Below are 21,823 nucleotides of genomic sequence, written 5' to 3' on the forward strand. Positions count from 1 at the left end.
CGTCAGGATTGACGGGCGACCTTGACCAGGTTGCCTTCGAAGGCGAGCAGCCGAACCCGCTCGCCGGCCGCGATCTCGGCATCGGCCAGGCAGGGCCATTCATCGCTGCCGAGGATGGGTTTCTGGAAGCGCACGCGGCCGCGGGCGAAGGGGCCGACCGCCGCGACCAGCAGGCCGATCTCGCCCAGATGGACGTCGGCGCTCCAGTCCTCACCGGGCTTGCCCCGGTCCTTGCCATAGCGAAACCAGAGAAATACCGCCACCAGCGAGGCCAGACTCCAGACCAGCAGTTGCACGGCCAGCGCCAGGGCCGGCAGTGCCAGCAGCAGCACGCCGACCAACAGGGCGCCCAGGCCGAACCAGATCAGGAAAAAGGCCGGCACCACCAATTCGCTCAGCATCAGGCCGACGCCCAGCACTAGCCAGTACCACCATTGCACGTCCATTGCCGCTCCTTCCAGGTAACGCCACAGCATGGCTGCTGCTGCGCTCATCCGCCACCAGGGCCTCCGAGTGGTACCGAGCGGCCGATGAAGTGGCGCCCTGTCGCGCAGGTGGGGCTGAGACGGCGCCACCGTCGAAGCCCTACGAACCGGGGTTGAACCTGGGGACTGTTGGGCTTCGCTGCGCTCAACCCAACCTACGGACGGGTTCCGTAGGTTGGGTTGAGACGGCTCCACCGTCGAAGCCCAACGAACTGGGGTTGAACCTGGGGACCGTTGGGCTTCGCTGCGCTCGGCGCCAACCTACGGGCGGATTCCGTAGGTTGGGTTGAGACGGCCTTATCGTCGAAGCCCAACAGGGCGGGGTCGAAACCGGGCACCGTTGGGCTTCGCTGCGCTCAACCCAACCTACGACGCTTGGTCCTGCTGGAACACCAGCACCTTGAGGCCGCCCTCGGGGTCCTCGTCGGCGAATTCCGGCGGATTGGCCAGGCGCTCGACGAAGGCCAGTCCCGGTGCTTCCTGGGCCATGCCGGCGATGAGGAAGTCCGCGCCCACGCCGGGGTCGTTGACGCAGGCCAGCACCCGGCCACCGGGGGTGAGCAGTTCGGGCAGGCGGCGCAGGATGCGCGCGTAGTCCTTGGTCAGGGCGAAGCTGCCCTGCTGGAAGCTGGGTGGATCGACGATCACCAGGTCATAGGGCCCCAGCTTGCGCACCTTGCCCCAGGACTTGAACAGTTCATGGCCGAGAAAGCTGACCTTGCCCAGCTCATGGCCATTGAGCCGGTGATTCTCGCGACCGCGGGTCAGGGGCCCGCGGGCCATGTCCAGGTTGACCACCTGGGCCGCGCCGCCGGCCAGGGCGGCCACCGAGAAGCCACAGGTGTAGGCGAACAGATTAAGGATGCGCAGACCGGCGGCCTGCTCGCGCACCCAGCGGCGGCCCAGGCGCATGTCGAGGAACAGCCCCATGTTCTGGTGGCGGGTGAGGTCCAGGCCGAACTTCAGGCCGTCTTCGTGGATGACGTGCTCGCCCACCGGCGCGCCGATCAGCGCCTCGCTGGCGGCGTCCAGGCGATAGCGATGCTGCAGCAGCAGGCTGCGGGCGCCGCTGGCGCGCCACGCCGGGGTCTCGCCCAAGGCCGCCAGGGTCGCGCGCAGGGCGTCCAGCTCGGCCGCGGGCAATTCGCGAAACAGCCCTACCCGCACCACGCCTTCCAGCCAGTCCACGGTGAGTTGTTCCAGCCCCGGCAGCAGTCGGCCACGGCCGTGCACCAACCGGCGCGCCTCGGCGGGTGGCGAATCGAGGGCGGCGAGAAGCAGCTCGGAGAGGTGGGCAAGGGTGGCGGTATTCATGGGCGGTCACGACGGCAAAGGAGCGGCATGCTACGGCAAAAGTGCCGGGCTCGCCTCCCGGCTCAGGCCCGCCAGACGTCTGCCGGCGATTGGCGACGAAGGTATTGGGGCGCGCCGTCGCCAACGAACCGACCAGTCCGATGAAAATATGTCTCAGGCGGTAACGACTCGCAGTTGTATCCAGTTTACAAGCCGCTCTAGAATCCGCCTCCCCGAACCCCAGGACGATAACAATGCGCCGGCTGGTCCCTGCTCTCTATCTGCTGCCCCTCTGTGCCCTCCCCCTCGCCGGTCATGCCCAGGAGCAGGCGGAAGATTCGCCCCAGGCGCTGTCCGATCTCACCATCGTCGGGGCGGCCGAATCGCCCACCGGTCCGGTGCAGGGCTACAAGGCGGAACGGTCCAGCAGTGCGACCCGCACCGACACCCCGCTGCACGAGACGCCCCAGTCGGTGAGCGTGGTCTCCCGCGAAGCCCTCGACGACCTCTCCGCCACCCGCCTGCAGCAGGCGCTGGACCAGGCCGGTGGCGTCGGCCGTGGCAACAACTTCGGTGGCCAGGGCCTGACCAGCTACACGGTGCGCGGCTTCACCAGCTCCGAGTATTTCCGCAACGGCTTCCCCATGAACCGCGGCTATCCCAGCGCGCCGGATGCCGCCACCCTGGAGCGGGTCGAGGTCCTGCGCGGCCCGGCGGCGACCCTCTATGGCCGCAGCGATCCGGGCGGCACCTTCAACGTGGTCACCAAGCAGCCACTGGGCGAGCGCAAGACCACCCTCGGCAGCCAGTTCACCGACCAGGGCCTGCGTCGCGGCACCCTGGACACCACCGGTCCGGTGGATGAAGACGGTCGCCTGGCCTATCGCCTCAACCTGATCGCCGAAGGCGGCGACAGCTTCCGTGACGACGTGCACACCGAGCGCTACGAAGTCGCCCCGGTGCTGAGCTGGCAGGCCACCGATGCCACCCTCATCACCTTCGAGGCGGACATCATCCGCAGCAACGCCCCGCTGGATCGCGGTCGCACCAACTACCTGACCCAGCGCGCCGAGGCCAGTCGCTCCACCAATGCCTGGGAAAAGGGCACCACCAACCTGCTGCACAGCGACAGCGAGGCTTTTCAGCTGCGCTTCGAGCACCAGCTGAACGACGCCTGGACCCTGGCCGGCGGCTTCCAGTACCTGGACGGCAGCCTCAAGGGCAATGCCGTGGAAGCCAACGGCGTGCAGCCCGACGGCGTAACCCTGGGCCGCAACTTCAACTACCGCAAGCTGGAGTGGAGCGATCGCGACCTGCAGCTGAACCTGACCGGTCGCTTCGACACCTTTGGCCTCGGCCACACCCTGATCACCGGGATCGAGGTGGAAGACTACGACTATCAGTCGATCATCCAGCGCTCATCGGGCAGTGTTAACGCCTATCCGGTCAACCTGGTCGATCCGGTCCTCGGCCAGCCGCGCCCGGCCCTGACCCGTACGCCCACCCACGACCACGAGACCCTCAAGACCTGGGCCGCCTTCGTGCAGGACCAGATCGCCCTCACCGAGCGCCTCAAGGTGCTGGGTGGCGTGCGCCTGGAGCGCTTCGAGCATGATTACGACAACTTCGTCGCCGGTGGTCAGAGCTGGTCCAACGCCGATAACGCCGTCACCCCGCGCCTGGGCGTCAGTTATGACCTCACCCCGGAACTGGCGCTCTATGCCAGCGCCTCCAAGTCGTTCAAGCCCAACACCGGCGCGGCGCGCCTGGGCGGCGGCTTCGACCCCGAGGAAGGCAAGGCCTACGAAGTGGGCATGAAGTGGGCGGCGCTGGACGGCCGCCTCAGCGTCAATACGGCGATCTTCCACACGGTCAAGGAAAACGTCCTGACCCTGGACCCGGTCGATCCAAATTTCAACGTCGCCGCCGGCGAGGTGCGCAGCCGCGGCTTCGAAGTCAACGTGACCGGCGACCTGACGCCCAACTGGCGCATCCTCGGCGGCTACGCCTTCACCGATGCCGAGGTCACCAAGGACAACACCCTGGCCCGCGGCACCCGCCTGACCAACATCCCGCGCAATGCCGTCAACCTGCTCAACGTCTACGAATTCCACCAAGGCGTGCTGCGCGGCCTGGGGCTAGGCGCCAACCTCAAGTACGTGGGTGAGCGCGAAGGCCAGAAGACCGCGGTCAGCGACTACACGATGGACAGCTACACGGTCACCGACCTGCTGAGCTTCTACAAGGTCGACGAGCACCTGCGGCTGAACCTGGACGTGCGCAACGTCTTCGCCAAGGGCTACGACGAGAGCTCCTGGAACGCCTACAGCTATCCGGGCGAGCCGCGCACCGTGCAGGCCGGTTTCACCTACACCTTCTAAAAGCACCCAACAAAACTACTGCGCGTCCGCCAGGCGGGCGCGTGCAGTGCTCGGAGTCCTCATGTACTGCTTGTACACTGCGGCTCCTGCGCGCCGCGCGCACCCGCCTGACAGCCGCTCGCTACGTTTTGTTAGCCGCTTTGTGGCTCTATCGAGTCAGGCCTCGCTGAAGGCCTGACCGGTCAGCGGCTGCACCACCGGGCGGCCCTGGCGGTCGTGGAGGATGTCCACCGCCACGCCGTAGGTGGCTTCCAGCAGGTCGGCGGTGACGATGGCGGCGGGTCGGCCGGCGGCCAGCAGGCCACCGTTGACCAGCACCAGCAGCGAATCGGCGTACTGGCAGGCCAGGTTGAGGTCGTGCAGCACCACGACGGTCACCCGCTGGTGCAGCCGGGTCTCGTGGCGTACCCGATCGAGCAGGTTGATCTGGTGCCGCAGATCCAGGGCGCTGACCGGTTCGTCCAGCAGCATCACCTCGGGCTCGCGCATCAGCACCTGGGCAAAGAACACCAGTTGCCGCTGGCCGCCACTCAGGGCGCCCAGCTGGCGCGACGCCAGGTGGCCGATACCCACCTCGTCGAGCTTGCCCAGCGCCCGTTCCAGCAATTCGTCGTCCAGGTGCAGGGTCAGCCGTTCCAGGCTGCCCAGCGCCACCGTCTCCAGCACCGACAGCGCCGCCTCGGCATAGGAATCCTGGGGCATATAGGCCACGCCCTGGCGCCAGCCATCCCGCTGACTGCGCAGCGAAGCCCCCGCCACCAGCCGCCGCGCACCGCGCTCGATCTGGCCGGCCGCCAGCGGCAGGTCACCGGCCAGGGCGCGCAGCAGGGTGGTCTTGCCGGTACCGTTGGGGCCGAGGATCACATGCACCTGACCCGCGTGCAGCTCGGTGCAGAGTCCGGAAATCACGGTGCGGTCGCCGCGCTTCAGCGCGAGGTCCTGGAGGCGGATCATGGGCTGGACCTGCGTGGGGCGAAGATGAGCCAGAGCAGGAAGGGCACCCCGACGATGGCGGTGACGATGCCCACCGGAAACAGCGCCCCGGGCAGGATGGACTTGGACAGCACGGAGGCGAAGGACAGCATCAGGGCACCGCAGATGGCCGACAGCGGCAGCAGGAAGCGCTGATCCTCCCCGACCTGCCAGCGGGCGATGTGGGGCGCGACCAGGCCGACGAAGCCGATCACCCCGACGAAGCTGGTAGCCGTGGCGGTCATCACCGCCACCAGGATCAGCACCTTGAGGCGCAGCCGGCGGATGTCGACGCCGAGGCTCTCGGCCCGCGCCTCGCCCAGGCGCAGCGCGGCCAGTTTCCAGGCATCGCGCAAGAGCAGGAGGCAGCACAGCAGGGTCACCCCGGCGACGATGGCCAGGGTGGTCCAGGTGGCGCGGCCGAGGCTGCCGAACAGCCAGAAGAGGATCTGCTGCGAGAGCTCCGGCGAGGAGAGGAATTGCACCAGCGACAGCAGCGACTGGAAGAGGAACAGCAGGGCGATGCCGCCGAGGATGATGGTGTCGCTGCCGGTGCGCTTGAGCGAGGCCAGGGCGAAGAGAAACAGCGCCGCCAGCATGGCGAAGGCGAAGGCGCCCAGCGGCACCCCGATCAGCACGCCCAGGCCGAAGCTGCCCAATGCCAGGCTGAGGGCGGCGCCACAGCCGGCGGCGGCGGCCATGCCCAGGGTGTAGGGGCTGGCCATGGGGTTGTTGAGCAACGTCTGCATCTGCGCCCCGCCCGCGCCGAGGGCGGCGCCCACCGCCAGCGCCATCAGCGCCACCGGCAGGCGCAGGTCGCGGACGATGGCGTCGGTCATCGGCTGCCGCTCGCCGAGACCGGTCAGCGACTTGAGCACCTCCAGCGGCGACAGGAGCGAGGGCCCGGTGGCGATGTCCAGCACCAGACCCGCCAGGGTCAGCAGCAGAAACACCCCGCAGGCGCGCCAGCGGCGGCGCTCGCGCGCGCGTTGCTCGGCGATGGCGTTGCCGTGGCTGGCGCTCGCGGCCTCGCTCATGGCGTCAGGCCTATGGCGAAGGTGCCCTGGGGCTGGATCGGCATGTAGCGGCGATAGTATTCGCGGTAGTTGGCCATGGGATCCACGTCCTGGAACAGATCCGGATAGAGCTGCTTGGCGATGAACTGCAGCATGGCGAAGTCCTCCAGGCTGCGCGAGGCGCCCTGGTAGACGCCATAGAGACGCCCGTCGCGGATCGCCGGCAGATTGGCCCAGCCCGGTCGCTGCATGAAGGCGCGCAGGTGACTGCGGGCATCGTCCGCGGTGACGCCGGGGCCCATGGGCAAGGCGGTGGGATTGCTGTTGTCCTCGCGCCCGGAGATGAAGATGACCTCCGGCTGGGCCATGAGCACCTGCTCCGGATTCATCACTCCCCACCACTGGATGAAGGGCGCGGCGATGTTGTCGCCACCGGCCAGGGTGACCATGGCGCCCCACATGTTGCGACCATAGGTGAAGGAGTATTCGGCCGGCCCCTTGTTGCCGAACTCGGCGTAGACCCGGGGTTTCGGGCGATTGGCCGCGGCGATACGGGTCTGGATGTCCTGCACCACCTTGGCATAGAAGTCGGCCAGCTCGGCGGCGCGCGCCTCCTGGCCGGTGATGACGCCGAGCAGGCGGGTGGAGGCCAGGTGGCGCTCCAGGGTCTGGGCGTTGTAGTCGATCGCCACCACCGGGATGCCGAGCTGTTCGAGGCGCTTGACCTCGCTGTCCAGCGCCTGGAATTGCCAGGCGGCCAAGACCACCAGATCCGGCTTGAGGGCGAGGACCTTTTCCACGGAGAAGCTGTTGTTTTCCGTCTCCCCCACATCGGGAAGGCTGGCCAGGGAGGGGCGGTGGGCGACGTTGAGCGCCCAGTTGGCCGGCACCTTGCGCTCCCAGGCGCCGCGGGAGACACCGACCACCGCGTCGAAGGCCTGCTCGCCGCCGACCGCCAGGTAGTCGCCATAGTGGAAGCCCAGTACCACGCGCTTGGCCGGCGCCTCGATGGTCACCGTGCGGCCGAGGACGTCGGTGACCTGGCGGGTCTCGGCAAAGGCCGGAGCAATCAGAAAGCAAGCGATAAGCGTTACCAGCCGGACAGCCCACTGCCCGCTGCGAGCGAAACCTTTCATGGAACCCCTTGGACGTCTGCACCCGCTCCAGGAGCCTGTTCATAATCTCGCGAGCTAGAGCCAAACAAGGCGAAAAGGCCTGAGGACGCGGATCGGACTCGCGCTCGAGTTTACTTGAAGTAAATGAGCATTCCGACCGGGCTGGCGACCCAGGGGGTTTTCAACGCTGTTTGGCCGACGCGCAGCAGATTATGGACAGGCTCTAGGGCGGGTGACTGCGAAGCTAGCAAAGGGTGCAACTTTACGCGGTGGCAGTGCCTGCGCCTAGCGCCTGCCACCGGCAAAGGGGAAGCCGTCGACGCTAGGTGGCATCGGCGTGGCTGACCACGCCCTTGATCAATACCGCCAGGGCGGCAAGACCCGCCGGCAGGAGCAGCGCGGTGAGCACCTGAGTGAAGGTCCAGCCCAGGCCCAGCAGGGTCGCGCCCATCCAGGCGCCGGTGATGGCGCCGAAGCGGCCGATGCCGAGCATCCAGGACACCCCGGTGGCGCGGCCATGGGTCGGGTAGTAGCGTGCCGCCAGCGAGGGCATGGCCGACTGGGCGCCGTTGATGCACATGCCGGCCACCAGCACCAGGGTGGCGACCAGGGCGACCTGGCCCAGGCTCTGGCCGACGCAATAGGCGAAGACGCCCGCCAGCACATAGAACAGGCCGATCACCTTGTGCGGATTGAATCTGTCCATGGCCCAGCCGACGAACACCGCGCTGAGCACCCCGCCGAACTGGAACAGCGCGCCGATCAGGGCGGCCTGCTCCAGGCTGGCGCCGGCGTCGCGCATCAGCGTCGGCAACCAGCTGGTAAGCAGGTAGACGATCACCAGGCCCATGAAATAGGTCAGCCACAGCAGCAGGGTGCCGGCGCTGTAGTTGCGGTTGAAGATCACCGCGAAGACGTTGCCGGTCTTGACCGACTTCTGCTCGGGCACCACGAAGTGTCGCGCCTCGGCGGCCTCGCGGCCGATGGGCGCCAGCGCCCGGCGGATGCGCTCGGCGCTCTTGCCGTGCACCACCAGGTAGCGCGCCGATTCCGGCAGCCAGAGCAGCAGCACCACGGCCAGCGCCAGGGGCAGTACCCCGCCCAGCACCAGCAGGCTGTGCCAGCCATAGGCCGGGATCATCCAGGCCGAGACGAAGCCGCCGCCGGCCATGCCCAGGTTGAAGCCGCAGAACATGCTGGTCACCAGCAGCGACTTGAGGCGTTCGGGAGTGTATTCCGAGAGCAGCGTGGTCGCGTTGGGCATGGCGGCGCCCAGGCCCAGCCCGGTGAGGAATCTCAGGATCACCAGCTGTTCGAGGTTGGCGCTGAAGGCCGACAGCAGGCTGAAGCCACCAAAGATGAAGGTGGCGACCACCAGCACGCCCTTGCGCCCGAAGCGATCGGCCAGCGGCCCGGAGCCCAGGGCGCCAAAGACCATGCCGCCCAGCGCGGCGCTCATCACCGGCCCCAGGCTGGCCCGCGGGATGCCCCACTCCACCGACAGCGCCGGGGCGATGAAGCCCATGGCCGCGGTGTCGAGGCCGTCGAGAAAGACGATGAGAAAGCACAGGGCGACAATGCGCCACTGGTAGGCGGACAGCGCCTGGCGATTGATGAAGTGCTGGACGTCCAGGGTGCCGGCTGTCGCCGTAGCCGAGGAATCGGCCAGGGGCACGGCGCCCGCGAGGGTTTGCGTCATGGTGGTCTGCTCGTGTTGTTGTTATCGGCTAGGTGCGCCACTGCGCTGACGTTAAGCCCAACCCCGAACAGCTGACAATTCGATTATCGGCGATATGGCCGATAATCGACCGGATTCGCTAGTGAAACAGCCGGGTGCTCAATTCCTGGCTGGCCGCCAGCAGCACCGGCAGGAAGCGCGTCTCCAGCTCCTGGCGACTGACCCGGCTGGCGTGGGTGCCGACGTTGAGCGACGCCAGCACCTGGCCGGCGGCGTCTCGCAGGGGCACCGCCAGGGATCTCAGCCCCACCTCCAGCTCCTGGTCGACGATGACGTAGCCTTGCTGGCGCACCTGGCCCAGGCACTCGATGAGCGCCGGCGGCTGATAGAGGGTGCGGCTGGTCTTGGCCTGCAGGTCGGCGTGTTCCAGGTAGTCGTGCAGGGCGGCATCGTCCAGGGCGGCGAGCAGGATGCGGCCCATGGAGGTGCAATAGGCCGGTAGCCGGCTGCCGACGCTGAGATCCACCGAGATCAGCCGCTGCGGCGTGGCCGAGCGGGCGATGTAGAGGATCTCGTCGCCTTCCAGGGTGGCCATGGAGCAGGCTTCGTGCAGTTGCTCGCTGAGGCGGTCGAGCACCGGCTGGGCGGTGACCGCCAGCGGCGTCGACGACAGATAGGCGTGCCCCAGGGTCAGCACCTTGGGCAGCAGCGAATAGGTGCGCCCGTCGGTGGTGACGTAGCCCAGCTTCATCAGGGTATGCAGGCAGCGGCGCACCGCGGCGCGGGGTATCTCGGTGCGATGGCTGATCTGGGCGATGGTCAGCTGGCGCTTGCGCTCCTGGAAGGCATGGATGACCGCCAGGCCGCGAGCCAGGGAGGTCATGAAGTTCGGGTCGCCGGTGAAGGCTTCGATGCGCTTGGCCGGCGAGGCGATGATGGGCGGCGCGGCCAGGGGCGGCAGGCCGGTGGCATGAGCGGTGCGGTTATCGTCCATCGGACCGGTCCTCGGCAGGCTTTTGATCGATTATCGAGCGAGGGGGCGATTATCGCAATCGTCTTTCGCCCGGTGCCCGCAGACGCGCAGGGGCTTCCAGGCGCATGCTCAGGCTTCCCGCCCAGCCGCCTGGATGCCTGCCGATGAAGACCCTGGAAGATCATCTCAGCCAATACGCACGCTACCACCGCGATCCGCGCAACATCGCCAGCCACTTCCCCGGCATCCTGCTGATCGTGCTGGCGGTGGCCATCCTGCTGTCGCGACCGGTCCTCAGCCTGGCCGGCTGGCCGCTGTCGCCCGCGGTCCCCGTGGCCGGCGCGGTGGCGTTCTTCTACCTGCGCCTGGATCGGCCCCTGGGGCTGCTGATGGGCGTCCTGCTCGGGCTTGCCCTCTGGCTGGGTGCCGCGCAGGCGGCCCGGACCACGGGCGTCTGGCTGGGCTGGGGGCTGGGTCTGTTCCTGGTCGGCTGGGCCATCCAGTTCGTAGGCCACCACTACGAGGGGCGCAAGCCGGCCTTTCTCGACGACCTGGCCGGCCTGGCCATAGGCCCGCTGTTCATCGCCACCGAGGCCGTCTTCTGGCTGGGGGGTCGCCAGCAGCTCAGGCAGGCGATCGAAGAACGGGCCGGCCCGGTGCGGCGCCGTCAGCCCAGTCGATAGCGGATCGTCGGCCGACCGTCGGGACCGTCCAGCGTCACCTGCGCCTTCACTCCCCAGACCTGCTGGATCAGCTCGGCCGTCAGCACCGCGGCCGGGCTGCCTTCGGCGACCAGGCGACCGTCGCGCAGCACCGCCAGGCGGTCGCAGAACAGCGCGGCCAGATTGAGATCGTGGATGGCCAGCACGCAGGTCGCCGGCAGGCGGCGGACCAAGTCGAGGATCTCCAGCTGGTGCTGGATATCGAGGTGATTGGTGGGTTCGTCCAGCAAGAGTTCGCTGGGCTCCTGGGCCAGGGCACGGGCGATCTGGGCGCGCTGGCGCTCGCCACCGGAGAGGCTGTGCCAGCGCCGTGCCGCCTTGTCGACCAGGCCGACCTGGGCCAGGGCGCGCTGGCAGACCTCGGCGTCGCGCGCGCTCCAGGCGTCGAGCAGACCGCGATGGGGCGTGCGCCCGAGACGCACCACCTCGGCCACCGACAGATCGGCCTCGGTGCCGGCCTGTTGCTCCACCAGCGCCACCCGCCGTGCCAGGTCGCGGCGGCGCAGCTCGGCCAGCGGCGTCTCGTCGAGACTGACCCTGCCCTGCTCCGGTCGGCGCAGCCCGGCCAGCAGCCGCAGCAGGCTGGACTTGCCCGAGCCATTGGGGCCGAGCAACCCGAGCACCCCGCCGGGCGGCACCGCGAGGGTCACCCCGGCGAGGATCGGCTGGCCGCCGGCGCTCCAGGCCACTTCACGCGCGGCGAGGCTCATCGGACCTCCCGTGCGCGATAGAGGATGAAGGCGAAGGCCGGGGCGCCGACCAGGGCGGTGACCACGCCGATGGGCAGGGTCTGCTTGGCCACCAGGGTACGGGCGACGATGTCGGCCAGCACCATGAACAGCGCGCCGATCAGGGCGCAGGTAGGCAGCAGCCGCCCATGCCCCGGGCCGACCAGGAAGCGCGCCACATGGGGGATTACCAGGCCGACGAAACCCACCGCGCCCACCAGGCTGACCAGGCAGGCGGTGATCAGGCCGGTGACCGCCAGCAGCAGGAGACGCAGCGGCCCTACCGCCACGCCGAGGCTGGCGGCGGCGTCCTCGCCAAAGGCGAAGGCATCCAGCGCCCGGGCGCAGGCCAGGCACACCAGCAGCCCGGCGAGCACCACCCCGGCGGCCAGCCAGACATCCGGCCAGCGCACCCCGGCCAGGCTGCCGAGCAGCCAGAACATCACGCTGCGCGCCTGCTCGGCATTGGCCGCGGTGGCGACGATGTAGGCGGTCAGGGCATTGAACAGCTGGGAAGCGGCCACTCCGGCAAGGATGATGCGGGTGCTGCCGCCACTGCCGAGAAAGGGCAGCACCACGGTAAAGGCCAGCACGGCGCCGAGAAAGGCGCCGAGGGACACGCCGAGCATGCCGCCACCGACGCCCAGCAGCATCACCAGCACCGCGCCGGTGGAGGCGCCGGCCGACAGCCCCAGCACATAGGGTTCGGCCAGGGCATTGCGCAGCAGCGCCTGGAGAATGGCGCCGGAGACCGCCAGGCCCGCACCGCAGCAGGCGGCCACCAGGGCACGACTGAGGCGGTATTCCCAGACGATGCCCTGGACGATGCGCTCCACCGGATAGGGCCCCAGGCCCAGGCCGTTGGCGATGGCCTGCAGACTGGTCAGGGGCGCGATGGGCATCTCGCCGAAGGATGCCGCCAGCACCACACTCGCCGCCAGCGCCAGCACCGCGGCCAGGCCCAGCAGCCAGCGCCAGGGCCGGGCCCCCTCGGCCGCCAGGGGCAGGCTCATGGTTGCGGCTTGGCCAGGTCGGCGGCCAGGGTCTCGACGCTGTCCACCACCCGCAGCGAGGGATTGAGGGTCGGGGCGTCCACCACCAGCAGGTGGTTCTCGCGCACCGCCCGCAATTCGCGGGTCAGGGGATCGCTGCGCAGGAAGGCCAGCTTCTTGTCCACGTCATCGGCGGGATAGAGACGGCGGTCCATGCGCGCCACGACGATATAGTCAGGGTCCAGACTGGCGATGCGCTCCCAGCTCACCGCCGGCCATTCCTCGGCGCTGTCGACCACGTTGCGCAGGCCCAGGGCGCGGGCGATCCAGGCCGGTGCGCCGAGGTTGCCAGCGACCCAGGGGTCCCCTTCCAGCCGCGGACTGGAGAACCAGAACAGCACCGAACGCCCCTGGACCCCGGCCGCCTTGGCCTGCTCGCCGGCGGCGGCGATGCGGCGGTCCAGCTCGGCGACCAGCTGCTTGCCGGCCGGCTGCACATCGAGGATGGCCGCCAGCTCCTGGGCCTCGCGGGTCACCAGTTGCATGTCGAAGGGCGCGCTGCGGCTGCCGTCGCTGTTGGAATCGGCGGTCACCGCCTTGCCTTCGCAATCGCTGGGCGCCACATAGGCGGCGATGCCCAGCTTGGCGAAGCGGGGGAAGTCCGCCACCTCGCCGCCGGGGCCGACGTGATAGGTGTACTGGGCCGCCACCAGATCCGGCCGGGTACTGACTACGGCCTCGAAGCTGGGGGCGTTGTCGGCCAGCCGCGGAATGCCCTTGCCCGCCGCCTGCAGGTCCGCGGGCAAGCCGCCGAACCAGACGCCGGTGCCCACCAGGCGCGCGCCCACGCCCAGGCGCAGCAGCAATTCGGTGCTGGCCTGGCCCAGGCTGACCAGGCGCTGGGGCGCGCGCTCGAAGACCAGGTCGCGGCCGCAGTTGTGGATGGTCAGCGGATAGGGGGTGGCCGCCTGGGCGGTAAGGGAGGATACGGACAGCAGGCCGGCGGCGAGCAGCGGCAGAAGATGGCGAAACATGGACTCTCCTTGGGATGACGCGTCCCTGGTGGATGATGGATGTCCCCTGGCAAGGTCTGGCTCACTTCTCGCGAAGCTCACAGTGGCGCGACCGCGCCGGAGTTGCACCGGCTTCCCGCCAGGGAACGGAAAGGTCGCCGAGGGTGAGCCAGCGGCGACCAGGATTCAAGCACTAAATGTTACTTTATAACAATTCCGTATCGTACCAGCGCGGCGTATAGACCCATTCGCCGCCGTCGGCCCGCGGAAAGCGCCGGGTATGGCTGGAGCCGAGGATCACCAGGGTGCGCGAATCCACCATCTCGCTGCGCAGGGCGCCGAGGCTGGTGTATTCGAGACCGCCACCGGGACGGCCGACGTCGCGACCGAGGATCACCGGGGTGTTCGCCGAGCGACAGCTGCGCAGGACGTCCAGCGCCCGGTCCAGCTGATGCGGTCGGGCCTTGGAGATGGGGTTGTAGAAGGCCATGGCCAGGTCCGCCGCGGCGGCCTGGCGCAGGCGATGCTCGATCACCGTCCAGGGCTTGAGGTTGTCGGACAGGGAGATCAGGCAGAAGTCGTGGCCCAGCGGCGCCCCGGCCAGGGCGGCGCTGGCCATGGCCGCGGTGATGCCCGGCAGGATCTCCAGCTCCACCGCCGCCCAGCGCGGGTCAGCGGCGCCCTCCAGCACCTCCAGTACCGCGGCGGCCATGGCGAAGACGCCCGGATCACCGGACGACACCATCACCACCTGGCGCCCGCTGGCGGCCAGTTCGAAGGCGTGGCGGGCGCGCTGCAATTCTTCGCGATTGTCGCTGGCATGGGCCAGCTGGTCCGGGCGCAGGGGGCCGGCCATCTGCACGTAGGTGGCATAGCCGAGTACGTCCTGGGCCTGGTCCAGGGCGCGGCGTACCACCGGTGCCATGAGTTCGGCCGCGCCGGGGCCGAGGCCCACCACGCTGAGGCGCCCACGGCGCTGGCCGAGGTCATCGGCGTCCAGCGGCCGGTCATGCAGATGCAGGGCGAGGCCCTGGGCCTGGGCCCGTGTCACGGCCGCCTGGGCGAATTCCGGGGTGCGGGCGTCGACGAATTTCAGCGGCACCTCCAGCGCCTGGCTCAGCTCGGCCAGGCCGGGCGCGGCCATGTCGGCCGCCTGGGCCAGCAGCACCGCCACGGCCCCGGTGGCATAGCCGGTGCTGGCGAGCAGCGCGGTAATGGCGGCGGCGGTGGCATCGGCGCGTACCGCCACCAGCACGGCGCGGGGGTGGATCAACAGGGTATGGTCGTCGGCGCTGGTCATGGGCGAGACCAGGATGCGTTGCCGCGCCTCGGGATCGCGGGCCAGGGGCACCTCGTCCAGCCAGGGCGCCTCGCCCTCGATGCGTACCGGGGCGCCGGCCAGCAGATCGGCGACCCGGTGCTTGGCCACGTCGACATCGGCCAGGGCATAGCCGGCCGGCGGATCGAGCAGGCAGGTGCCGAATCTCAGTTCACCGCTGGTGGTGATGGCCGGGGCCACGTCCAGCAGCCTACCCAGCTGACGAGCCAGGCGATTGGCGCCGGCCAGGCCGCCCAGCAGCGGCACCACGGCGCTGCCGTCTTCGGCCACCGCCAGCACCGGCGGCTCGGCGGTCTTGTCATCCAACAAGGACGCCAGGCTGCGGATGACGATGCCGGCGGCGCAGAGCACCAGCAACGGGCGCTGCTGGCGATAGAGGTCACGCAGGTGGTCGCCGAAGGCGCTGTAGCTGACATCGCCCTCGACCCGCCCGGCCAGGCCGTGTACCAGACTGCCCGGCAGGCCGGCCTGCACGCGGCGGGCGGTGGCCAGGGCACCGGGGCCGAGGATGACGATGGCCGGGCTCAACCCTTCCATTTCACCCCCGGCACCACCACCAGCGAGAAATACGGCGAGGCCATGGGCTCGACGGCATCCAGCGCGACGATGCGCTGGTTGTCCATGGTGGCGCGCTCGATGTAGCGGGCGCGCTCGTCCAGGCCCAGGTCGCGCAGGACCTGGCGCACCTTCTCGAAGTTGCGCCCGAGCTTCATCACCACGGCGGCGTCGGCGCTGGCGAGACGCGCCTTGAGCTCCTCGGCGGAAAGCACCCCGGAGAGCACCGTGAGGGTCTGGTTGCGATAGACCAGCGGCAGGCCGAGCATGGCCACGCCGCCGAGCATGGAGCAGACCCCCGGCACCACCTGGGCTTCGTAGCGCTCGGCCAGGCGGTCGTGCAGGTACATGTAGGAGCCGTAGAAGAAGGGATCGCCCTCGCAGATCACCGCCACGTCACGGCCGGCGTCCAGATGGCCGGCCACCTGGGCGGCGGCGGTGTCGTAGAAGTCGGCGATCACCGTCTCGTAGGACAGCGGCGGCGCCAGCTTCTCGGTGGTCACCGGATAGACCAGCGGCAGGCGCTGCTGGCCATCCAGCAGATAGCCCTCGATGACGCCATAGGCATTGCCGCCCTGGCCCGCGTTGGCCTTGGCCTTGGCGACGAAATAGGCCACCACCGGCGCGCCCTGCAGGAGGCGCAGGGCCTTCACGGTGATGAGTTCCGGATCGCCGGGGCCGACGCCCAGGCCGAGCAGGCGGCCCGCCATCACTCCACCTCCGTGGCCAGGGCGTTGACCGCCGCGGCGGCCATGGCGCTGCCGCCCCGGCGGCCGCGGACGATGACATAGGGCACGCCGCGGCTGTCGGCGGCCAGGGCGTCCTTGGACTCCCTGGCACCGACGAAGCCCACCGGCATGCCGAGGATCAGCGCCGGCTTGGGCGCGCCGGCATCGAGCATCTCCAGCAGATAGAACAGCGCCGTGGGGGCGTTGCCGATCACCACCACGCTGCCGGCCAGGTGCGGTCGCCAGCGCTCCAGGGCCACCGCCGAGCGGGTGTTGCCCTGGGCCACGGCCAGCTCGCGGATGCCTTCGTCGTGCAGGGTGCAGATCACCTGATTGTTGGCCGGCAGGCGGGTGCGGGTGACGCCCTCGGCGACCATGCGCGCATCGCAGAGGATGGGCGCGCCGGCCGCCAGGGCCGCGCGACCGGCCGCCCCGGCACCCGGGGAAAAGGCCAGGTCCTGGACCACGTCGACCATGCCGCAGGCGTGGATCACCCGCACGGCGAGCTTTTCCAGGTCGGCGGGGATGGCCGAGAGATCGGCCTCGGCGCGGATGGTGGCGAAGGATTGGCGATAGATCGCCTGACCGTCGCGTTCGTATTCAAGCATCACTGGGACTCCGGGCCAGCCAGGCGGCGGCCTCGTCGAGGGATAGATGGGTGGCGCGCCGCCGGCCCGGACCGGGCTGGGTGGCGTCGCGCACGAAGAGGTCATAGCGGCCGGGGGCCACGGCCAGCAGGGTATGGGGCGCCTGGCCGGCCAGGGCGCAACTGCGCGGGCAACCGGAGAGGTGCACCTCCACGTCCGCCGGCAGCCGCTCGGCCAGGCGCAAGGCATCGCCCTTGGTGTCGGCCTGGCCCTTGGCACAGCCCTGGCTGCCGGTACAGGCGATCAGCCGGGCCAGGGACGCGGCGGGGTCGGTGACCAGGTCCAGGGCGCCCAGGGCCGCGAGCAGGTCGGGCGCCGTGCCGACCGGTACATCGGGTAGCAGCAGGCCCTGCCAGGGCGTCAGGTGCAGCTCGCCATTGCCGCGACGCTCGGCGAGTTCGGCGACCGCTGCCAGGGTCATGGCCGGCAGCCGCCCCAACGCGGGCTGGGCACCGACCCAGCAGCGACCTGGCTGACGCTGGGGATGGCTGCCCAGGCGCCGCGCCGTTGCCGCTGGCGAACGAGGGCTAGCTGGGGCCGGCAGCAGGTCCAGTCCAGCCAACAGCTCCGCAACCGGATGCTGCGCCAGCAACTGGCGCATGCGGCTCTGCTCAGGACCGGCGAGGTCGAGAAAACGGTGCAGCAGGGCTGCCACCGTCGCCCTCTCGCGCCCCGTGGGGATCAGGCCCAGCGGCGCATCCAGCGGGGTACCGGCCAGACCGAGGAGATAGCCTTCGGCGTGGGCCGACAGCCAGACATCATGGGGATGGTCGAGCCGGGCCAGGGCTTCGCCGCCGTCCAGTTGCAGGGCGAACTTGGGCGACAGGCCATGCAGCCGGCGGTCGCCTTCCAGCAGGGCGAGCAACTCGGCGGCCAGCGGGCGGACATCCTGCAGCTGCTGCGGATCGCGGCCCGCCGCCGGGCTGAGCAGCAGATTGCGCACGTCGTCGGCGGCCGGATCGGCCGGACCCAGACCGGCGGCCTGCAGCGCGGCCACCAGGGCGTCGGCGCCGTCCGGGCGCACGCCACGCAGTTGCAGGTTGGCTCTGTTGGTCAGCTCCAGTACCCCGTTCGCCCAGCGCTCGCTGGCGGCGGCGATGGCCCGCGCCTGGCCCGCCGTGAGTCGCCCGCCCGGCAACTTCACCCGGCACAGGCCGCCATCGCGCGCGGGCACGATGCGCAGCAGCCCCGGACAGGCCGAAGGCCGCGGGACGAGGGCGGAGGGAGAGGGAGGATTCACGGCGGAAGGTCGGGCTGGACGGGGAAAGACGTTATTATGCCCGCTTTGCCCGACCCCTTGAAAACGCCCGGTCGGCTGACGTTCGATGAGGTGTGTTCATGATTCCCTGGCTGACCGTGGTGGGTATCGGCGAAGATGGCTACCCCGGCCTCGGCAAGCAGGCCCGCCGCGCCCTGCTGGACGCCCGGGTCATCATGGGCGGTCCACGCCAGCTGGCGCTGCTGCCACCCTGCATTCGCGCCATCCGCGAGCCCTGGCCGCAACCCTTCGCCCTGACCCCGGTTCTGGACCGCCGCGGTACCCCGGTCTGCGTGCTGGCCAGCGGCGATCCCATGCTGTTCGGCGTCGGCGCGAGCCTTTCGCGCCAGCTGTCGGCCGACGAACTGCAGGTGCTGCCGGCGCCCTCCTCCTACTCCCTGGCCGCGGCTCGGCTGGGCTGGCCGTTGCAGGAGGTCGCCTTGGTGTCGGTGGTGGCGCGGCCCCTGGCCGGGGTGGTGCGCCACCTGCATCCCGGCGCACGCCTGCTGGTACTGAGCAATGACGGCCACAGCCCCGCCGCCCTGGCCGCGCTGCTGGTGGACCAGGGCTTTGGCGCCAGCCAGCTGCAGGTGCTGGAGCACCTGGGCGGTCCTCTGGAGCGACGGATCAGCGGCCGCGCCCAGGACTGGTCGCAGGCGGAAGCAGCCGCGCTCAACCTGGTCGCCATCGAGGTACTGAGCGAGACCGGTGAAGCGGGACTGCCGCTCACCCCCGGCCTGCCGGACAGCGCCTATCGCCACGACGGCCAACTGACCAAGCGCGACGTGCGCGCCGTGACCCTGGCGCGCCTGGCGCCGCGCCCGGGCGAACTACTGTGGGACGTGGGCGCCGGCTGCGGCTCCATCGGCATCGAATGGGCGCGCAGCCATCCCCGCTGCCGGGTGCTGGCCATCGAGGCCGACGCCGGTCGCCAGGCCCATATCCTCCATAACCGCGACCAGCTCGGCGCCCCGGCGCTGCACCTGGTGGCCGGCCAGGCGCCCGAGGCCCTGGCCGGTCTGGCCACCCCGGACGCCATCTTCATCGGCGGCGGCCTCACGGCCCCTGGCGTGCTGGACGCCTGCTGGGCCGCCCTGCGCCCCGGCGGCCGCCTGGTCGCCAACGCCGTGACCCTGCAGACCGAAGCCGCCCTAGTGGCCTTCCGCGAACGCCACGGTGGTGACCTGACCCGCCTGCAAGTCGCCCAGGCCCAGCCACTGGGCGCCTTCGATACCTGGCGCGCGGCGCTGCCCATCACCTTGCTGGAAGTGGTTAAGCCGTGAGTGGCGGTGGCCTGCCAAAAGTAGGGAGGGTGATTGAGTATGCCTCCTTCATCCTCGAAGACTGTGAGCGGCGCCTTGCCCCCTCACTCCAACCCGCTCCCTGCGGGGGAGAGGGGGTGGTCCGCTGGGCTGATGGAAGTCTGGCGCTCAAGCCGGCCTTTGATGCCCCCGCTGCGCGCGCTGCGCCAACCGACGAGCAAGCGGCCTGCGCGGCCCACCGCCCTACTCCGCCGCTCGCCCCCAGGCACTGCTTTTCCTCCCCTCTCCCTCGGAGAGAGGGGCCGGGGGCGAGAGCACGCCATGCATGACGAAACCTCCGCCGCTCTGACGGAAGACTGCCCATGAAGATCCTCCTGCTCGGCGGCACCACCGAAGCCCTGGCCATCGCCCGCACGCTGCCGGCGGACGCCCTCTACAGCCTCGCCGGTCTCGGCCGGGTGCCCCAGGACCTGCCCTGCCAGGTGCGGGTCGGCGGCTACGGCGGCGGCGCCGGGCTGACCGCCTTTCTCCGCGACGGGGGCATCGAGCTGCTGCTGGACGCCACCCACCCTTATGCCGCGCAGATCAGCCAGAACGCCGCCCTGGCCGCGGCCGAGGCCGGCCTCCCCTGCTGGGCGCTGCGCCGACCCGGCTGGCAGGCCGGACCGGACGACGACTGGCGCGAGGTGGCCGACTGGGCCGAGCTGCAGCGAGCCCTGGCACCCTTCGCCCGCCCCTTCTTCACCCTGGGTCGCGAACCGCTGGAGCATCTCCAGGAGATTCCCGGCGGGCAGTTCTGGACCCTGCGCCTGCTCGACCCCCATCCCGGCCACGCCCGGGCGCGGATCATCGCCGACCGCGGCCCCTTCGCCCTGGAGGCCGAACGCGCGCTCTTCGCCCAGGGCGACTTCGATGTGCTGATCAGCAAGAACAGCGGCAGCGCCGCCACCCAGCCCAAGCTGCAGGTCGCCCGCGAGCGGGGCCTGCCGGTGCTGATCCTGCGTCGCCCCGCGTTGCCCACCGTCGACCGCGAATTCGCCAGCGTCGCCGAGTTGCTCGTCGCCCTGGCCGAGGAAACCCCATGACCGTCCATTTCATCGGCGCCGGCCCCGGCGATCCCGACCTCATCACCGTCAGGGGCCAGCGGCTGATCCGCCAGTGCCCGGTGATCCTCTACGCCGGCTCCCTGGTGCCGCCCGCGGTGCTGGAGGGCCACCAGGCTGAGACGGTGATCGACACCGCCCACCTGGACCTGGAGGCCATCGTCGGCCATCTGGCCGCTGCCCATGCCCGCGGCCAGGACGTGGCCCGGGTGCATTCCGGCGATCCCTCGCTGTATGGCGCCATCGGCGAGCAGATCCGCCGCCTGCAGGCGCTGGGCATTCCCTACGCCATCGTTCCCGGCGTGACCGCCACCGCCGCCTGCGCCGCGCTGCTGGGTTGCGAGCTGACCCTGCCCGGGGTCAGCCAGACGGTGATCCTCACCCGCTATGCCAGTCGCACGGCCATGCCGGCAGGCGAGGCGCTGGCCGACCTGGCCCGCCACCGCGCGACCCTGGCCATCCACCTCGGCGTCGGCCAGCTGGAGCGCATCGTCGCCGATCTCCTGCCGCACTATGGCCCCGCCTGCCCGGTGGCCATCGTCCACCGCGCCAGCTGGCCGGACCAGGACAGCGTCCAGGGCACCCTGGCCGACATCGTCGAACGGGCGCGGGACAAGGATTTCCGTCGCACCGCGCTGATCCTGGTCGGCGAGGTGCTAGCGCCGGGAGATTTCCAGGATTCCAAGCTGTACCGGCAGGGGCCGGGGTAGTCGTGCCAGGTCTGATCGCGGCCATGGGCCGCTCCTACAGGGAGTGACGCCTCTGTAGGAGCGGCCGCTACGGCGGACCGCCATGGCCGCGATGCTTTCAGGATCTAACCCTAGTACCCCGCCCCACCCTCGCCACCGCTGACGATGGCCACGCCCGAACTGGTTCCCAGGCGGGTCGCGCCGGCGTCCAGCATGGCCTGGGCGGTGGCCCGGTCGCGCACGCCGCCGGAGGCCTTCACGCCCATCTCCGGACCCACTTCCTCGCGCATCAGGCGGACGTCGTCCAGGGTCGCGCCGCCGTGGCCGAAACCGGTCGAGGTCTTGACGAAGGCGACCCCGAGGTCGCGACAGATCCGGCAGGCCTGGCGTTTCTGGGTCTCGTCGAGCAGCCCGGTCTCCAGGATCACCTTGAGCGGTACCGCACCACAGGCGGCCTGCACCGCGGCGATGTCGGCGGACACCTCGTCCAGCAGACCATCCTTGAGCCAGCCGATATTGAGCACCATGTCGATCTCCCCGGCGCCGGCGGCGATGGCCTGCTCGGCCTCGAAGGCCTTGGCCGCGCTCAGCCCGGCGCCGAGCGGAAAGCCCACCACCGCGCAGACCTTGACCGCGCTGCCGGCGAGCTGCGCCGCGGCGTGGGGGACCTGGGCGGAATTCACGCACACCGAATAGAAGCCATGGGTGCGCGCCTCCTGGCACAGGCGGTCGATCTGGGCGCGGCGGGCATCGGCGGCGAGCAGGGTGTGGTCGATGGTCTTGGCGAGTTCGCCGGGTTCAAGCTGCATGGGGCCTCCTCAGGCACGGGTAGCGTATGATCGAATCAGAATTCTTGGTTGGTGCGGCCTGCACC

General features: G+C 70.0%; 20 protein-coding genes, 1 other RNA gene and 1 riboswitch. Of the genes, 6 read left to right on the forward strand and 15 right to left on the reverse strand.

All coding sequences use genetic code 11. From position 1 onward, the window contains the following. Positions 1-2: 2 nt before the first annotated feature. Positions 3-446, reverse strand: a complete 444-nt coding sequence (locus tag QE393_RS17035) for an NfeD family protein (protein WP_273808130.1) — start codon at positions 444-446, stop codon at positions 3-5. A 405-nt stretch (positions 447-851) separates the two neighbouring features. Next, on the reverse strand, positions 852-1,799 hold the full coding sequence (locus QE393_RS17040; RefSeq protein WP_273808131.1) for a class I SAM-dependent methyltransferase: 948 nt from the start codon (positions 1,797-1,799) through the stop codon (positions 852-854). A 233-nt stretch (positions 1,800-2,032) separates the two neighbouring features. Here QE393_RS17040 and QE393_RS17045 point away from each other — a divergent pair, with 233 nt between their 5' ends. Both QE393_RS17045 and QE393_RS17050 read left to right on the forward strand, forming a co-directional pair. Continuing rightward, complete coding sequence (locus QE393_RS17045) at positions 2,033-4,159, forward strand: TonB-dependent siderophore receptor (RefSeq protein ID WP_273808132.1); 2,127 nt, start codon at positions 2,033-2,035, stop codon at positions 4,157-4,159. A 61-nt stretch (positions 4,160-4,220) separates the two neighbouring features. Next, positions 4,221-4,296, forward strand: a non-coding RNA gene (locus tag QE393_RS17050) — sX9 sRNA. 19 nt (positions 4,297-4,315) lie between these two features. Here QE393_RS17050 and QE393_RS17055 read toward each other — a convergent pair. The 5 genes from QE393_RS17055 to QE393_RS17075 form a co-directional block, all read right to left on the reverse strand. Then, positions 4,316-5,113: an ABC transporter ATP-binding protein gene (locus QE393_RS17055; protein ID WP_310044804.1), complete on the reverse strand. Its 798-nt coding sequence runs from the start codon at positions 5,111-5,113 to the stop codon at positions 4,316-4,318. Then, positions 5,110-6,168 (reverse strand): iron ABC transporter permease, encoded by a 1,059-nt coding sequence (locus QE393_RS17060; protein ID WP_310044807.1) that lies wholly within the window; start codon positions 6,166-6,168, stop codon positions 5,110-5,112. Before QE393_RS17060 ends, QE393_RS17055 begins: the two co-directional genes overlap by 4 nt. Further along, positions 6,165-7,283 carry an ABC transporter substrate-binding protein gene (locus tag QE393_RS17065; protein WP_208692899.1) on the reverse strand — a complete coding sequence of 373 codons (1,119 nt, stop codon included), beginning with the start codon at positions 7,281-7,283 and terminating at the stop codon, positions 6,165-6,167. Before QE393_RS17065 ends, QE393_RS17060 begins: the two co-directional genes overlap by 4 nt. A 301-nt stretch (positions 7,284-7,584) precedes the next feature. After that, positions 7,585-8,961, reverse strand: a complete 1,377-nt coding sequence (locus tag QE393_RS17070; protein ID WP_273808137.1) for an MFS transporter — start codon at positions 8,959-8,961, stop codon at positions 7,585-7,587. Positions 8,962-9,079: 118 nt separating this feature from the next. Then, complete coding sequence (locus tag QE393_RS17075) at positions 9,080-9,934, reverse strand: IclR family transcriptional regulator C-terminal domain-containing protein (RefSeq protein ID WP_017642952.1); 855 nt, start codon at positions 9,932-9,934, stop codon at positions 9,080-9,082. Positions 9,935-10,077: 143 nt separating this feature from the next. On the opposite strand from QE393_RS17075, the gene QE393_RS17080 reads away from it, so the two are divergent. Beyond that, positions 10,078-10,596: a DUF962 domain-containing protein gene (locus QE393_RS17080; RefSeq protein WP_273808138.1), complete on the forward strand. Its 519-nt coding sequence runs from the start codon at positions 10,078-10,080 to the stop codon at positions 10,594-10,596. Here the strand turns inward: QE393_RS17080 and QE393_RS17085 are convergent. From QE393_RS17085 to cobG, 7 genes are all read right to left on the reverse strand, one after another. After that, complete coding sequence (locus QE393_RS17085; protein ID WP_273808139.1) at positions 10,581-11,345, reverse strand: ABC transporter ATP-binding protein; 765 nt, start codon at positions 11,343-11,345, stop codon at positions 10,581-10,583. The two genes, QE393_RS17080 and QE393_RS17085, sit on opposite strands and share 16 nt — an antisense overlap. Further along, positions 11,342-12,376, reverse strand: a complete 1,035-nt coding sequence (locus tag QE393_RS17090) for an iron ABC transporter permease (protein WP_133862284.1) — start codon at positions 12,374-12,376, stop codon at positions 11,342-11,344. The genes QE393_RS17085 and QE393_RS17090 overlap by 4 nt, the downstream gene beginning before the upstream one ends. Next, on the reverse strand, positions 12,373-13,389 hold the full coding sequence (locus QE393_RS17095) for an ABC transporter substrate-binding protein (protein ID WP_273808140.1): 1,017 nt from the start codon (positions 13,387-13,389) through the stop codon (positions 12,373-12,375). The genes QE393_RS17090 and QE393_RS17095 overlap by 4 nt, the downstream gene beginning before the upstream one ends. A gap of 30 nt (positions 13,390-13,419) precedes the next feature. After that, positions 13,420-13,567, reverse strand: a riboswitch (cobalamin riboswitch). 6 nt (positions 13,568-13,573) lie between these two features. Beyond that, complete coding sequence (gene cobJ / locus QE393_RS17100) at positions 13,574-15,244, reverse strand: precorrin-3B C(17)-methyltransferase (protein ID WP_273808141.1); 1,671 nt, start codon at positions 15,242-15,244, stop codon at positions 13,574-13,576. Continuing rightward, positions 15,232-15,972: a precorrin-2 C(20)-methyltransferase gene (locus QE393_RS17105; RefSeq protein WP_273808142.1), complete on the reverse strand. Its 741-nt coding sequence runs from the start codon at positions 15,970-15,972 to the stop codon at positions 15,232-15,234. The genes cobJ and QE393_RS17105 overlap by 13 nt, the downstream gene beginning before the upstream one ends. Then, entirely contained in the window at positions 15,972-16,598 is a 627-nt protein-coding gene (locus tag QE393_RS17110) for a precorrin-8X methylmutase (RefSeq protein ID WP_273808144.1), read from the reverse strand. The genes QE393_RS17105 and QE393_RS17110 overlap by 1 nt, the downstream gene beginning before the upstream one ends. Further along, the gene (gene cobG, locus QE393_RS17115; RefSeq protein WP_273808145.1) at positions 16,591-17,877 is read right to left on the reverse strand and encodes a precorrin-3B synthase; all 1,287 of its coding nucleotides are present in this window, start codon (positions 17,875-17,877) and stop codon (positions 16,591-16,593) included. The genes QE393_RS17110 and cobG overlap by 8 nt, the downstream gene beginning before the upstream one ends. Before the next feature lie 98 nt (positions 17,878-17,975). Between cobG and cbiE the strand changes: the two genes are divergently transcribed. From cbiE to cobM, 3 genes are all read left to right on the forward strand, one after another. Continuing rightward, positions 17,976-19,178: a precorrin-6y C5,15-methyltransferase (decarboxylating) subunit CbiE gene (gene cbiE, locus QE393_RS17120; RefSeq protein ID WP_273808146.1), complete on the forward strand. Its 1,203-nt coding sequence runs from the start codon at positions 17,976-17,978 to the stop codon at positions 19,176-19,178. Positions 19,179-19,519: 341 nt separating this feature from the next. Continuing rightward, a complete protein-coding gene (locus QE393_RS17125) occupies positions 19,520-20,242 on the forward strand; it encodes a cobalt-precorrin-6A reductase (RefSeq protein WP_273808148.1) in 723 nt (240 codons plus the stop codon). Further along, positions 20,239-20,970: a precorrin-4 C(11)-methyltransferase gene (gene cobM, locus QE393_RS17130; protein ID WP_273808149.1), complete on the forward strand. Its 732-nt coding sequence runs from the start codon at positions 20,239-20,241 to the stop codon at positions 20,968-20,970. Before QE393_RS17125 ends, cobM begins: the two co-directional genes overlap by 4 nt. A gap of 110 nt (positions 20,971-21,080) precedes the next feature. Here the strand turns inward: cobM and deoC are convergent, their stop codons facing one another. After that, complete coding sequence (deoC, locus tag QE393_RS17135; protein WP_273808150.1) at positions 21,081-21,758, reverse strand: deoxyribose-phosphate aldolase; 678 nt, start codon at positions 21,756-21,758, stop codon at positions 21,081-21,083. Positions 21,759-21,823: the final 65 nt, after the last annotated feature.

The organism is Pseudomonas sp. SORGH_AS_0211 (genome assembly GCF_031453455.1).
GTDB classification, from domain to species: domain Bacteria; phylum Pseudomonadota; class Gammaproteobacteria; order Pseudomonadales; family Pseudomonadaceae; genus Chryseomonas; species Chryseomonas aestiva.